The following is a 14,699-nucleotide window of genomic DNA, read 5'->3' as shown; positions in this document are numbered from 1 at the left end:
AGAAGGGAAATAAGTATGAAAGCGTTAGTATTATGCAATATCAATCAGCTAGAATTGCGTGAAATATCTCGTCCTGAAGCAAAACAACATGATGTTTTGGTACGTGTTTCAGCAGTAGGACTATGCGGCACCGATTTTCACATTTTTTCTGGGCAAGCCAATTATAATATAGATCGGCGAGGAAAGGTTATTCCACTGATAGAACAGCCGCAGATTTTAGGCCACGAAATTGTTGGTGTTATTGAAACACTAGGGAGCGAAGTTAAAGATTTACAGGTAGGCGATCATGTAATTATTGATCAGGGGTTAAACTGCATTAGCAGACGGCGAAAGCCGAATTGTGAATACTGTACCAGTGGCGATTCCCATCAATGTCAGTTTTACAAGGAACATGGCATCACTGGGTTACCAGGAGGACTAGCCGAATACATAGCGATTCCTGCTGTAAATACCATCCCTATTCCTTTTGATTTGGAAGATATTGCAGCAGCCCTGACAGAACCCCTTGGTTGTATCATTCACGCCTCAGATAGGGTTGCACGCTGTTACAAACGTTATGAAATCAACGCTGAAGATAGTAATAAACGTGTGCGGTCAATCCTAATTTTTGGTGCAGGACCAGCAGGGCTATTATTCATTCAATATCTTTACAAAGTTCTGAGATATGATGGCTTGATTTTAGTCAGCGAACCGAATCAGCGAAAGCAGGAGTTAGCTAAAAGTTTCGGTGCGGAAGTTATTGACCCCAAAACTGTTGATTTAGTTGAAGTTGTGCAAGAAAAGACTGGTGGACGGCGAGTGGAGTATTTAATTGATGCTTGTGGCGCTGGTTCCGTCTTCAACTCTATTCCTGCCTTAATCCGCAAACAGGCTACCGTTTTACTCTACGGCTACGGTCATGCAGGTGTAGATTTGAGAGTGCTCAATAACTTGCAGTTTATGGAACCAACGCTGGTTGCTGCTACCGGGGCGTCAGGAGGGTTCCGTAGTGACGGACGCCCATTAATTTACGAAAGGGCACTTAGCTTCCTTGCAACAAACCACATCGATGTGACTTCCTGGATTACCCATTGTTACCAGTCCTTTGAAGCTATTCCTCAAGCCTTTACTAAGGATCACCTAGAACCGGACTATATTAAAGGAGTAGTAGCGCTGACTGGGTAAAGCTACTTCAAACTGTTCCTCGCCTCATTGAAACAGTATTGGACACTAATTGGACAGCTTTGTGTACGCTATATTAGCGTTTACCAGCTAGATTGATTGTGTAGCAAGTAATTCAGGGAAATTTTAGTACATTTGCACGGGAAAACTTCTTTCTTAATGAAAAAACAACAGCACATTCTCTTTTCATACGGTTGTCCTCCAAAACAAGGTTTTGGTAGCCCAATCATTGTTAATCGACATCTAAGGCGGCTTTCAAGCAACTGGGAAATATCTATTGTTGCACCACAACAGTCTTTTACTGGCATAAATTTTCCAGACTTTTGGCAGCCTATCCCCTTACCAATGCGTAGATGGTGGTGGCTTCCTTATTGTCCTCAAATATCCAAATTACTTGAAATTCGCTTTTGGTATTGGCAACTTGAATGTGAGAGAGTTCTATTACAAAAGCGACCAACAGCAATTGTCACCGTCCTTTACGATATTTATTCTATATTTGCTGCTTACCTTGCAAAAACGTGGCAGGTTCCTCTGTCTGTCATTATTCACGATCAAGAAGAAGTTAGGGCCAAATCTGAGGTGGAACACCATTTAATTAGAAAAAACTGGAAAAGTGTTTTGAACCAAGCTACTAAAATTTGGTCAGTATCACAAGAACTCGGTGATTTGTACAAAGTGAACAACCCTGATAAAATCAGTACTCTGATTCCAATTCCTGAGGGGAGTAATCAAAGCTTTGCCAGATGGAAAGATAAATTTACAGCTTCTCCTGTCGTTGCCTACGCTGGAAATATCTATCCAAGTCAAATTTCTTATATTCATAGCATTGCCTCTACTTTACAAAAAATCAACGGCACTTTTTTACTAGTTACCCCCAAAAATAGACCTGGTGTAGTAGAGTTGCTCAATGCTTTTCCAAACATTGAGTATCAAGAACCATTTCCAAGAAATGCAGATGTCATCAGTTTTTTGGAAAATAAAGCAAGTTGCATACTAGTGCTTTATCCCTTTAATCTCTCTGAGTTCCCTTGGGGAGCTACTTCTTTTCCGAGTAAGTTAGTTGAGTTTTCTCATTTAGGTCTGCCAGTTCTTATCTTGGCACCCCCAGATACAGCTTTGGGAAGTTGGGCAACAAAGCATAACTGGTACAGCTATCTAAGTAGAATGGATGAAGAAAAACTCTTCCAAATTATCAATCAGCTTACAGAGAAAGAAAAATGGATTCAGATGGCACATCAGTCTCAAATTGTTGCTCAGAGTGAGTTCAATCCTAACCTGATTCAAGCTCAGTTTGAATCTGAGATAGCAACAGCAAGATGATCGGTATTTGGGAAAAAAGAGTTGTTTGCGACTACCTAACATACAAGAATGATGCTCCCGTACTTGATATAACCTGAGGATAGCCATGATAGTTTCTAAAATCAATCAATCTACCAGCAATCCTTCATTCGCTTGGGTCACGCTTTGCACAACTCGATCTTACCTCCCTGGTATCCTTGTGTTAGCCCGCTCATTGCGTCAATGTCAATCGCGATACCCATTGGTTGTAATGGTGACCCACGACCTCCTGATAGACGAAGCAGCCAGTGCGCTGACGCAAGAACCTAACATTCGCCAACGTCTTGTGTCTCCGATTCAGCCAAGTCCACAGGCACATACTGAGTATGCTTATGCAACGTTCAGCGAGGTGTGGACGAAACTTCGCTGTTGGGAACTCGTTGAATTCGCAAAACTGGTTTTCTTAGATGCAGATATGTTGGTGCTGCGTAACATGGATCATCTGTTTGAAATCGAACTAGCAGTTCCTTCAGATGAATTAGTGTTTTCTAACTCGACATTACCAACGGAAATAAAATCAAACTTACCCTTCTTGGCTGCGGTGGATGCTTGCGTGTGTAATCCCCTTGGTCGTCCCAACTACCCATCCTGGTGGGTGCCAGAAAATTGTCGTCACAGCCATGTCACATCAGGCATAACACCACTTGCCAACCCAGGGTACTTCAACAGTGGTCTATTTGTTTTTCACCCCAATGTTGCTATGGCAAATGACATGGTTAATAAGATACAGACCGCATCAGAAAACTTATCCCGTTATCTATTTCCAGACCAGGATTTTCTGAATGATTACTTCAAAAGCCAATGGCTCAGACTCCCTTATGTGTATAACGCTATGAAAACAATGAAAGTGGCTCATCCAGATTTATGGAATTTACAGAATATTCATAATCTTCACTATATCATTAACAAGCCCTGGAATATCGATATAAAGAGTAGTTCGATCAACGAGGAGCAATTCTACGATCTCTACGAGATATGGTGGGATTTTTCTGAGGGAGCGACACGCGCCCCGTAATTTAAGTGATGTAAAGGTTGAACCGAATTATGGTAAAAAAAAAGAGAGATTAGCTATTATCAACAATCTCTAGAGCAATCCTAAATGATTTTCTATATCTAGAGCAATCATCAATGATTTTCTGTGTGTAAGTATATTGACGTATTTTGGGGAAATCAAATTTATGTTCGTTAGTAAAAAACTCTCTCCAAAAATTTGACAATCTTAAAAGACCTACATAAATACCAATACTTTCTTAAAAAGTTTTTAGCTTGTAACCAAATATCTTCAACGGGATTCTGTTGGGGAACATTGGGAGCAAATAAAATACAAGTAATTGACCAATTATCAGGTTATTTGTCACCATTTAGTTCTAATAAAAATTCTCTAAATTCTCCATATTTATGATAACTAACTCCATCCCAAACCAAGATAATCTTGCGATTTTTATATTTATTTTGTAAGTATTTTATGAATTTAAATGTTGGTTTTTTATCACCAGATGGATGGCTCTAAATATCGATATCGCTTTTAATTAAAGATTCTCTCATAAGCTAAAGAAGCTATTTCTTTTTCCCTATTTTTTTGTTGCAGTTGTAAGTTATTCATTTTTTTAGGATCACAATCAAGTATTGCATATAATTGCATCATAGTCTTGATAATGATTTAGGATTGCTATAAACGAAGATAGGGATAGTTTGTATGATATCGAGCGGAAAGTACCACGAGATACAAATGAGCCACTCACGTAGGCGGGTTTCCTGACTTGAGTGAAGTGGCATCCTCCTTGCTTGAATCCCACGTTTTTCAAAGTGGGTTCCTCCTGCCTCCTGCCCCCTGCCTCCTTCAAACTCCTATCTTCTCCAACTCCAGTTCTGCTGCTGCCTCTTTCATAATTTCGCTCAGGAATGTGTAAGCTTCTTCCCATGCCTTTCGCACTGGCGTAGTAAACTCTTCACCCAGTCCTTGCGCTAACGCCCACAGCAAAGCTTCGCCGACGGTATCGTAATATTCAGCCTTGACACCGAAACCCGCATGGCTGCGACCCAGCTTCTGGACGGGACCGATAATTTTATCGGGGTGACGCAAACCTTCGACTGCGATAGCAAGCGTAGCCATTAACTTACGTTCCTGTTCTTTCATATCCCCCTTAAACAGAGGACGAAAAGAAGGTTCTAATTCAAACAGCCGATTGTAGAAAAGTTCGGCAGCCTTCTCAGAAATAGGCTTGATTTTGGCGAAGGATGACTGAACCAAGTCCACCTGACTTGTAACCAACTTTTGGGCCGTTACTAACGTCCAAGTTTCTACATTTCCTAGGTTTTCAATATTCACCGATGGGTTCTGCACGAATGTGTAGCTATCTGCTACCCGTTCATACACACTCTGAGTTAGCAAAAGATAGTTCAACTCAGTTTGGCTATGTAAGTGGCTTGCCAAATACACTGTTTCGCCCCAGATGCTGTACGCAAATTTCTGGGTTCCGACTACTCCTGCTGTGATTGGACCCGCATGAATGCTGATGCGTAAACCCAAAGCAAAATTACGACGACCATTTTCTCGGCGTTGAATAATGTCTAACATGGCTAGAGCAAAATCAACCGTTCGTTTGCTGTGGTCAAATCTGACTTGGGTGAGTCCACACACTGCTACATAATCTGTACCAAGAGTGTTTTGCCGTTCTACGCCAAAATGTTCGGCCGCTTGGTCAAATTCATCAAACAGTCTGGTAAGCAGTTCTGTTACCTCTACCGGTGACATTTGCTTGCTCAACTCAGCAATACCTGCTACATGGGCATTGAGAATGGTTACTTGCTTGAGGCTATCGGCAATTACTAACTCTCCTTCGTTTCGGCGTTGGACGATCGCACTGGGTAGGATATTATGCAAGAGAATCTCATTTTCTTGCTTCTTGGTTTCCAGTTGCTCCTGTGTTTGGCGTAATTTGTTCGCAACCTCTTTGAACTCTGTTGCCAATTCCCCAAACTCGTCTTGGGATTTCACATCAACGTCCACATCCAGTTCACCGGCACTTAGTCTCCGGGCGCTATCAGTCAAACGACGCAGGGGAGATGTGAAAATCTTTGCAGCAATTGCCGCTAAAAACGCCGTTCCCAGTAGAAAAAGCACCGCCGCAATCAACAAAATTACCTGTAAAGTGTAAAGCGGACGATAAGCTTCGCCCACCTCCATTTCTGCCAGAATCGCCCAATTTAAGCCGTTCAACTTCAAAGGAGCGTAGGAACTCAATACCTCTGCCCCCCGATAGTTGCGGTCTACCATCATGCCTTGTTTTCCTGCTAAGGCAGCTTGAGCGGCTGGACTGTTGATTTTCTGTAAGCCAATGGTAGTGTTGAAGTTCTCCATCAGTTGCAGAGTTGTCTGGTCAGTCCCCGTGTAACGAACAGTGTTTTGATATTTTTTGGGGTCTTCAACCCAAAAACGGGATGTCGAACGCATTAAGGAATCCGGTCCGACTAAATAAGCTTCCCCCGTTTTCTGCAAACCGCTGCCTTCCCAATTATTACTCCTGCTAATAGCCTGGTCGATTTTTTCAATGGGAATTTGCACCGCCAAAATGCCAATCATGTTAGAACCGCTATAAATGGGCGTAGCTACGAAAGCGGCTGGAGCGTTATAAGAGGGGCGGTAAGGTTTGAAATCAGCAACCTGAATGCTACCTTGTGTAGGATTTGACTGGACTTTCTGCAGCAAATCAGTTAGTGAACTCTGAGCGTAAAAACCCTGTAGTCGATTAGTGGCAAAATCTGTTTCTTTAAAATAGGAATAGATGATATCCCCAGTTTTATGATTAATCAAAAATAAATCGTAATAACCGAATTTTTGGATAATTCCTGCAAATATTTTTTGATATTTGGCATGAGCTTTGCTGTAATTGCTGCCATCACCAGCATCTAGTAGCTTGTCTTTTTTGCCGACTGGATTGGGATTAGAAGCAATGTAGTGATACTGGAGATAGCGAGCTGCTTGTCCGGTGGGACGATAGACACTGGGGTTCAGTTCTTGTGGGGATAGATTACTTTTCAGCCTAGGGAAAAATTGCTCGGTGTAGTAAGTATCCAACGCTGTATCCCATTCGGCGGGAACAAAGTTGCGCTCCAGGTTGCGGAAACTCCCATTCAAATCCACCATCGCTTTAACAACGTTGCTGTCTGCTGCCAGCATTCCTACTTGGTTGTTCAAATTTTCAAAGTACGATTCAAACTGCTCGGCTTTGGTGCTGCTGATACCTGCAAGTTGCTCGGCGATTTTGCTTCTGAGGGTCGCTTGTGTTTGATACCAACCAATCCCACTAACTACCACTACAGAACCGAGGCTAACTCCTAGGAGCAACGCTTGCATCTTGGATTGAATTGTCCAGTCGCCGAGTAGTTTGAGATTACCCAGTTTGAGATTACCTAGGGAGCTATTACGGAATTCACGCAATCGATTTAGGGAATTTAACATCTTTTTTACTAACTAGAAATAGTGCTGTAGATACCAATAAACCAAGAATTTTGATGGGAGCCTCTCACTTTTACATCCCAGCTACAAATTGGATTTTTGAGGCAGGATGCAGGATGCAGGAGCCATAAGAAATATTTTTACAAATAGGAGATGCTCCCAGTTTGATATTTTTTCGAGGCTTGTTTAAGCTGGCTTGTTTAAGCTTTTTATTGTGGAACTTATATTTCTTACTTATCTATATCAGGTTAATTTGTTTAAGTCAAGCCATCTTTCAAAGATTTTATAGGTAAATTATTCTTGGTGTTAAAGTAGGAAAAGTAGGAAAGGTAGGAAAGGTAGGAAAGGTAGGAACTTATTATAATCACGATTAAAAAATTAAAAAATAGCTTAGGATGGGTTTAGTTTTCACAATACAGGTCAACCCATGCTAACTGAACTTCAAAAAAAGAAATTGACCTATTATTTTCATACATTTGACGCTGATAAAAATGGGACATTGGAAAAGTCCGATTTTGATAAAATTGTCAGTGGTGTTGCAGAAGCTTACAACATCACACAGGATTCAGAAACCTACTCATATATTTCCTCAACCTATGGTAAGCGCTGGGAGGCTCTTGCCAAAGAGGCAGACACAAATGGCGACAATAAGGTGAGTTTAGATGAGTGGCTTTCCTATCAAGACAAGTTAGTAAACGATCCCAAAAGCGATTTTCTGTGGCTGAAAATAGCAAGTATGTTTTTCGACATTCAGGATGTAGACAAGGACGGTTCAGTAAGTCTTGAAGAATATAAAGTTATGTACAAAATTCACGGAATTGGTGATGATAGTTTAGCCGCAGAAATTTTTACCAAGCTGGATTTCGATGGGGATGGCAAAATCAGGAAAAATGACTACCTGAATCTAGTTGCTGATTTCTACTTGAGTGACAATCCACAAGCGCCCGGTAACTTGTTCTTTGGTGCTTACGAGTAAGCTGACACTTAAAGATTCAGAGCGCAGATAGATGTTGCCTGAGAATCTGAAGTCATCGGATTCTCAGGCAAATTTTATCTGCAATCCCAGCAATGTGTATCTAAAAAATAAACAAGGAAGATTCGATAGTTACCCTAATACATATTGGGAGCATCTCAATTTGTTTGTGGACGAGATCAAGCTGGTGAATCGAGACAGAGCGATCGCTAAATTCAGCCCAGTTGAGCGAAAAGTTATGAAAATCTTAAATCTAGCCTTAGTCTTGGGAACAAGCGACAACAAAGTATTAGTATAGATGAAAAAGGTATGAATATAAAGCCTCAGAAGCCAGCTTCTTTAAAAATAATTTTTAAGCCGAGCAATGCCTCGTTAATGCTCATGAACGTAATTAATTCAAGTGAGATTCTTAAGCGCTATGCCGAGCATGAACGAAATTTTCAAAATCTTAACCTTAATCGAGTTGACCTGAAGGGCTCTAACCTACAGGGAATTGATTTTAGTTATGCCAATCTTAATAGTGCCGATTTGAGTTCCACCAACTTAAGCGATACAAATCTGATTTGGACTGATTTGAATCGAGCCAGCTTAAAACAGGCAAACTTAAGTCAAGCCAGTCTGCTCCACAGCAGCCTTTTTTGGGCGGATTTAAAGGAAGCCACATTAGTTAACGCCAACCTAAGTCATGCTCTCCTAAATCATGCAAATCTAACTTCTGCCTGTTTAAAGGGTGCTAATTTAAGTGAAGCGTCTTTACAAGGCGCTTGTTTGGTTCAAGCAATTCTGAGTCAAGCCAATTTATTGAAAGCAAACTTGAAAGGGGCGGATTTTACGGCAGCCAATCTTGATGAAGCAAATCTGCGTCAGACAAATTGGGAAGGTGCTATCTTAAGCCAAGCCTCGTTACAGCGAGTTGATCTGGAGGAGAGCCAGCTTAATGAGGCAATTTTAAAGAGAGCTGATTTGACAGAGGCTGATTTGGTGAGGGCTGATTTGAGATATGCTGATTTGACAGAAGCAATTTTGTGCCGAGCTGCTCTAGAGTTAGCCAAGTTAGTGGGCGCTGACTTAAGCCGTGCTAATCTAAAACGAGCCTCTCTATTTCAAGCCGATCTAGAGGGGGCAGTCTTACGAGATACCAATCTGGTTAAGGTCGATCTCAGACACGCCAATTTTAAAGATACTCAGCTAATGGGTGCTGATTTCTCTGGTTGTCGCGTCAAAGGAGCCTGTTTTACAGAGGCTCAAGGGTTAACTTGCCAACAGAAGCAGTGGCTCAGAGCCAATGGAGCCTTGAATATCCCAACCTAGTGCAAGAAGGCAGGAGGCAGGAGGCAGAAGATAGGAGGCAGGAGGCAGGAGGTAAGAGGCAGGAGGCAGAAAGCAGGAGGCAAAAAGGAAGAAAGCTTGTACAGTAAGCTTTTTGAGCTGGTGTTATTTCCGCCGTGATGTACTAGCAAATTGTTTTTTGAATGAAAAATCTTGAAGAACTTGTTGAATTTGCGATCGAGTTAGTTGCTACAGAAACAGGGTTTTCTCTTAACTTTATTCAAAAGGTAATCTTGCGAGAATCTCTACTTGAATACAAAAAAACTTACGCTCAAATTGCTGAAGAAAATAATTATTCGGAAAGCTATATTAAGTTTTCAGTTGCCCCTAAACTATGGCAGTTGCTTTCACAAGCGATCGGTGAAAAAGTTAATAAAACGAATCTCCCGGCGCTGCTAGAACAGCATTTGGTAAATCAGAATAATCGTCAGGAGACTGATACAACAACAGCAATGTCTGGGGTGGGCTTGACTGCGGAACACTACGTTTTAGAATCTCCTGAAGGACAGGTTCCCCTCGCTTCGGGCCTGTACATTGAGCGATCGACCATTGAACAAACCTGTTATCAAGAAATTCTCCAACCCCGTGCATTCATTCGTATTAAAGCACCCCGAAAAATGGGGAAGACTTCCCTAATCGCACGCATTTTGGATTATGGGAGCAGTCAGAATTACCACACAGTAAGACTTAGCTTACATTGCGCTGGCACACAGGTGTTTGCTTCGAGCGATCGCTTCTTACGCTGGTTGTGTACCAATGTCACTCAGCAGTTGGGTTTGGTATCTAGATTAAATGACTACTGGGATGAGGATATGGGAGCCTTGATGAACAGCACGATTTATTTTCAAGGTTATATCCTCAAGGAAATCTCTCACCCTATTATTTTAGCACTAGATGGCATCGACCAATTATTTCAGTATCCAGAACTCGCTGGTGATTTTTTCGTTTTGTTGCGTTCCTGGTATGAGGAAACAAAGGATACTTCGGTTTGGCAGAAGTTACGAGTCGTGATGGCTCATTCCGTTGAAGTTTACATTCACTTACCCACTAATCGCTCTCCGTTTAATGTAGGATTGGCGATCGAACTGCCGACATTTAGCCCAGAACAGGTGCAGGATTTAGCCAAACGTCACGGATTTCAACTCACGAAACTTGAGCTCGATCGGTTAATGAAGCTGACTGGTGGCTTTCCGTATTTAATTCGTCTAGCGTTGAATCAAAGTAGCCGCTTGAATATTCCTATGAAAATGTTACTTCAAGATGCTACAAGTGATAGGGGAATTTATCAAAAACATCTTCAGTATCAGTTGGGTAATTTCCAGCAATATCCTAAATTAGCTGACGCTTTTGCTCCGGTTTTAACGGCTCCAGTTGAGTTAGAGAGAGAGGTGGCGTTTAAATTAAAAAGTTTAGGTTTGGTGCATATTACCGACAATCAATCAACTGTTAGCTGTGAGCTGTATCGAGACTACTTTTGCAATTATTTTTCTTAATTGTTGAATAGAGAAGTTGGGTTTTCTGAAAGCTATCGCACGATAGCATGAACTCTCTTGGCAAAGTAGTTCCTTGACATTGAAGCTACCCTACCTTTAAGGTATTTATTTGAAAATATAGCAGTCCTAAATCAGTCGCAAAATCGATCCCAATCAGAATCCTTGTAGTGCGAGCATCTTGCTCGCGTACTATTTTTAAAATCATTTAGGATTGCTATAGCGTTTTCTTAGCTGAGCAGGTACAACCAATCCTTATCCCTTAAGGGTTTTAGCTCTAAAAATGTACCTCACTTGACTGAGAAACGCTATAATCAAGTTTTTATGCCCCAAGATAGCTATCAACTCGGTGGCAGTTTAACCATTGATGCACCTAGTTACGTACAGCGCCAAGCCGACTCCCAACTGTATGAAGCCTTGAAGCAAGGAGAATTCTGCTATGTACTCAACTCCCGGCAAATGGGCAAATCCTCACTGCTGGTGCGAACCAAGCATCGCCTTCAAAAAGATGGCTTTCGCTGCGCCGCCGTCGATTTGAGTGTCGTGGGAAGCGAACAAATTACTCCAGTGCAATGGTACAAGGGATTCGTAGGTGACTTATGGCTACAGTTGGGGCTACTGGAAACCTTGAACCTGAAAACTTGGTGGCAAGAACGCAACGATCTCGGTTTACTGCAACGGCTGCGGTGGTTTATTGAGGAATTGCTACTGGTGCAGTTTCCCCAACAACGATTGTTTATATTTGTCGATGAAATCGACTCTCTGCTGGGGCTTAACTTTTCGATTGATGACTTTTTTGCCTTAATTCGCTTCTGCTATAACCAACGGGCAATCAACCCAGAATATCAACGTATTACCTTTGCCATTTTTGGGGTAGCAACTCCCTCGGATCTAATTCGAGACAGAACAAAGACACCGTTCAATATTGGCCAAGCTGTAGAACTAAAAGGGTTTGAGTGGGAGGAAGTGACTCCCTTAATTCAAGGTTTGGAAAAGACGGTGGAACAGTCTGCCTCGGTTGTGAAGGCAATTTTAGATTGGACGGCTGGACAACCGTTTTTGACTCAGAAGTTGTGTCATTTAGTCGTGCAATTGAGTCAGGGGACAATGGGGGACGGTGGCAAAATGAGTATTCCACTGGGTACGGAATCCTTCTGGATTGAGAACTTGGTCAAAACTCGCATCATTGAGCGTTGGGAATCGCAGGATGAACCGGAACACCTGAGAACTATTCGCGATCGCATTGAACGTAACGGTCAGCGGGCTGGTAGAATTCTAGGCATTTATCAAAAAGTTTTGCAAGGAATTGAAATAAAAAGTGATGATAGTCAAGAACAGATGGAATTGTTACTCAGTGGCTTGGTAGTTAGACACGAGGGAATATTAAATGTAAAAAATCGCATTTATCAACAATTATTTAATCTCCAATGGGTTGAAAAAAAATTAGTTGCATTGCGTCCTTACTCGCAGGCGTTTGATGCTTGGATAGCTTCAGGGGAGCAGGATAAATCTCGCCTCTTACGCGGACAAGCCTTAAAAGATGCTCAAACCTGGGCGCAGGGCAAAAGTTTAAGTGATTTGGACTATCAGTTTTTAGCTGCTAGCCAAGAAGTAGACAGACAAGAATTGCAATTATTTTTAGAAGCAGAACGTCTTAAAGAAGTAGAAGCTAGGCTGGCGCTAAAGAAAAAAAGTGCCAAACGCCAAACTTATTTGATTGCAGGACTTTCGTTCGCTTTAGCGATCGCGGTCGCAGCCGGAATATTCGCTTTCTTCCAGTACCAAAAAGCGAGCGTCAGCCAACGCAGTGAAGAAATTGAAAAAATTCAAGGAAGGGCCAGATATTCGGCAGCTCTCTTTGCCTTAGATCGAAGGTTAGATGCTTTAATTGAAGCGCTTAAGGCAAGAAGAGAACTAAAACATTTGGCATCAACCGACCAGCAGACAGAAACAATGGTGGAATTAGCTTTGCGGCGGTCAATTTATGGAGCCGTTGAATTTAACCGCTTTTCGGGTTTTGCTTCCGTAAATAGCAGATTAAACGTAAGTTCGGATGGCAAGATTATTGCTGTGGCAACAATCGGAGATGGCGTCCAAATTTGGCAGCGCGATGGCAGGTTGCTGGGCACCCTCAAAGGACATCAAGGCCCAGTTCTAGGAGTGAACATCAGCCCCAACGCTCAGCTCATTGCTTCAGCAAGCGGAGATACAACCGTCAAACTCTGGCGGCGTGACGGCATTCTGCTGAAAACGTTGAAAGGGTTTAAAGCTCCAGCTACCGACGTAAAGTTTAGTCCTGACGGAGAACTGATTGTTGCGGCCAGTGCGGACGGTACGCTGAAACTCTGGCGACAAGATGGCAGATTGCTAAAGACCTTGACAGGGCATGGCGCGATTGTTATGCAAGTAATTTTTAGCCCCGATGGAGAGCTGATTGCCTCGGCTTCTGACAATGGCACTGTCAAACTCTGGCATCGGGATGGCACATTGCTGAAAACACTTTCAGATATTCAATCTCCTGTTTTCTCAATTGCTTTTAGTCCTGACGGCAAAACCTTGGCAACAGGCAATGGAGACGGCAAGCTGCAACTGTGGCAGCGTGACGGCAGTTTGTTAAGGAGTTTTACCGCACACGATGCTGCAATTAACGCACTAGCTTTCAGCCGGAATGGGCAGACGATCGTCTCTGGCTCTGACGACAAGATGCTAAAATTCTGGAGTCTCGATGGTACTTCTTTGAATGCCGTTAAAGGCCATGACAGTACCATTAAAGATATTGCATTTAGCCCCAGCGGTGACACACTATTCTCTGCATCTTGGGATGGCACTGTAAAACTCTGGAAATTACGCAGTCCAATGCTTACAATTCTGCGGGGACATACGGCTGGAGTTTGGGGAGTCGCTTTGAGCAACGACGGACTGTTAGTGGCTTCATCAAGTCCGAAGGAGGTTATCCTCTGGCGCAAGGACGGGATTAGCAATAGGCGCTTAAAAGGGTCAAACGCTCAGTATAGCTCAGTTGCTATCAGTCCAGATGGTAAAACGATTGCTACTGTTGGTACAGACCAATCGGTCAAGCTGAGGAGTCCGAACGTTACATTGCTTCATAGTCTCAAAGGGCATCAGGGTAGTATTAGGAGAGTCGCTTTTAGCCCTGACAATAATATTGTTGCATCGAGCAGTAGCGATCGCACAGTCAGACTTTGGCGCGTTGATGGCAGCGAAATCGCTACTTTTAGAGGGCACAAGGCTGGGGTTTGGGGGCTGGCTTTTAGTCCCGATGGTTCGACACTTGCATCCAGCAGTGGCGACAAGACAGTAAAGCTTTGGCGTTTGGCTTCGGTTTTGAATAACAAAGGCGAGCTAGATTCTAAATCAGAGGTCAAAAGTGAGGACAGCTTATTCAAGACTCTTTCAGGTCATAATAGTTTAGTCACTGATGTAGCTTTCAGCCCTAATGGTGAATTGATTGCTTCAGTGAGTGAAGACAGGACGGCTAAACTTTGGAGTCGTGACGGTAAGTTACTGCATACTCTTCAGGGACATGATTCTGGGATTTGGAGTGTAGCGTTTAGCCCTGATAGTCAGACAATCGCTACAGGGAGTAATGATGGTACGATCAAACTCTGGAAGTCTGACGGTACATTGCTGACTAATCTAATTGGACATAATGCTGGGGTTAAGGGATTAGCTTTTGCTGCTGACGGCAAAACTCTGGCTTCGGCTTCTGAGGACAAGACGGTAATTTTGTGGAATTTAGAGCAGTCTGTAGAGCTAGATAAGGTAGTTGCAGTGGGTTGCGATTGGGTGCGAGATTATCTGCGGACAAATGCGGAACTGAAGGAAGAGGATAGATATTTGTGCGATCGATCTCCCCAATAAACATCAACAATATGAAGCTGGACGAACTTTAAGGTTAGAAGAGTAATATTCGTTCCCTCAAGGATTT

Annotated in this window: 8 protein-coding genes; 7 read left to right on the top strand and 1 reads right to left on the bottom strand. The window is 42.6% G+C overall.

The genetic code is table 11. The features are described 5' to 3' along the window. Nucleotides 1-15: 15 nt before the first annotated feature. The 3 genes from QUB24_RS02635 (at nucleotide 16) to QUB24_RS02625 (ending at nucleotide 3,514) form a co-directional block, all read left to right on the top strand. Nucleotides 16-1,164 (top strand): alcohol dehydrogenase catalytic domain-containing protein, encoded by a 1,149-nt coding sequence (locus QUB24_RS02635; protein WP_333150361.1) that lies wholly within the window; start codon nucleotides 16-18, stop codon nucleotides 1,162-1,164. Nucleotides 1,165-1,320: 156 nt separating this feature from the next. Further along, on the top strand, nucleotides 1,321-2,481 hold the full coding sequence (locus tag QUB24_RS02630; protein ID WP_333150359.1) for a hypothetical protein: 1,161 nt from the start codon (nucleotides 1,321-1,323) through the stop codon (nucleotides 2,479-2,481). An 85-nt stretch (nucleotides 2,482-2,566) separates the two neighbouring features. Beyond that, complete coding sequence (locus QUB24_RS02625) at nucleotides 2,567-3,514, top strand: glycosyltransferase family 8 protein (RefSeq protein WP_333150357.1); 948 nt, start codon at nucleotides 2,567-2,569, stop codon at nucleotides 3,512-3,514. 825 nt (nucleotides 3,515-4,339) lie between these two features. On the opposite strand, the gene QUB24_RS02620 is transcribed toward QUB24_RS02625, so the two are convergent. Next, on the bottom strand, nucleotides 4,340-6,961 hold the full coding sequence (locus QUB24_RS02620) for an adenylate/guanylate cyclase domain-containing protein (RefSeq protein ID WP_333150355.1): 2,622 nt from the start codon (nucleotides 6,959-6,961) through the stop codon (nucleotides 4,340-4,342). A 424-nt stretch (nucleotides 6,962-7,385) separates the two neighbouring features. Between QUB24_RS02620 and QUB24_RS02615 the strand changes: the two genes are divergently transcribed. From QUB24_RS02615 to QUB24_RS02600, 4 genes are all read left to right on the top strand, one after another. Next, nucleotides 7,386-7,934 carry an EF-hand domain-containing protein gene (locus QUB24_RS02615; RefSeq protein ID WP_333150353.1) on the top strand — a complete coding sequence of 183 codons (549 nt, stop codon included), beginning with the start codon at nucleotides 7,386-7,388 and terminating at the stop codon, nucleotides 7,932-7,934. 306 nt (nucleotides 7,935-8,240) lie between these two features. Beyond that, nucleotides 8,241-9,242 (top strand): pentapeptide repeat-containing protein, encoded by a 1,002-nt coding sequence (locus QUB24_RS02610; RefSeq protein ID WP_333150350.1) that lies wholly within the window; start codon nucleotides 8,241-8,243, stop codon nucleotides 9,240-9,242. Nucleotides 9,243-9,403: 161 nt separating this feature from the next. Then, nucleotides 9,404-10,753: an AAA-like domain-containing protein gene (locus QUB24_RS02605; RefSeq protein WP_333150348.1), complete on the top strand. Its 1,350-nt coding sequence runs from the start codon at nucleotides 9,404-9,406 to the stop codon at nucleotides 10,751-10,753. Nucleotides 10,754-11,044: 291 nt separating this feature from the next. Next, a complete protein-coding gene (locus tag QUB24_RS02600) occupies nucleotides 11,045-14,632 on the top strand; it encodes a WD40 domain-containing protein (protein WP_333150347.1) in 3,588 nt (1,195 codons plus the stop codon). Nucleotides 14,633-14,699: the final 67 nt, after the last annotated feature.

The sequence above is a fragment of the Microcoleus sp. B9-D4 genome (assembly GCF_036705105.1).
Taxonomy (GTDB): domain Bacteria; phylum Cyanobacteriota; class Cyanobacteriia; order Cyanobacteriales; family Microcoleaceae; genus Microcoleus.
This window is presented reverse-complemented; position numbering and strand designations above follow the sequence as displayed.